General features: G+C 60.5%; 1 pseudogene. It reads left to right on the top strand.

The annotated features are described in order from the left end of the window. A pseudogene (locus EOB49_RS34470) lies at positions 1-635 on the top strand (hypothetical protein); the annotation flags it as partial.

The raw sequence follows: 635 nt of genomic DNA, 5'->3' as shown, positions 1-635 counted from the left end.
GTGGTCGACGCCTACTGGATCACCACGTCGCGGCTGGCAACGGGCGATTACGATTTCTTCACTGCTTGGGAATTGCAGGGTTCCAATGATGGCACCAACTGGGTCACCCTGGACACGCGTACGGGCGAACTCGGCTGGGGCAATGGCGAGACCCGCTTCTACGACTTCACGAACAAATCGGCGTTCGAATACCATCAGTTGGTGTTCAGCGGCGGCGGTGGAGACGATGCAGTTGTCACCGTCTCGGCCGAGTTGGCGATGCATATCGCCGCTTTCGATCAGACGCCGTTCGATCTCACGGCGTCCTCAACCATCGGCATCAACAACGACACCGGATTTCAGGTCTCTGATGTCGGTCGATCCATTCGCCTTCTAGGAGCTGACGGCATCTGGCGCTGGGCCAGGATCACCAGTCGCACCAGCACGACGGTCGTCAAGATCATTCTCTACGGCCATGCGCTGCCGAACATGAACCCGATCACGCGCTGGCGGCTCGGCACCTTCGTGCCCGGCAAGTACGTCGAAAGCGGGTCGCTCTACGAGGAGCGGCTGGCCTTCAGCCGCAGATTCTCGGTCTATGCCTCGGCCACCGGCGACTTCGACAATTTCGCTCTCGGCGAGAAGGACGACGACGC

This window comes from Mesorhizobium sp. M7A.F.Ca.MR.148.00.0.0, from assembly GCF_003997735.1.
In the GTDB taxonomy this organism is placed as follows: Bacteria; Pseudomonadota; Alphaproteobacteria; order Rhizobiales; family Rhizobiaceae; genus Mesorhizobium.
Note: the sequence above shows the minus strand (reverse complement) of the source record. Positions and strands in the feature narration are given on the sequence as shown.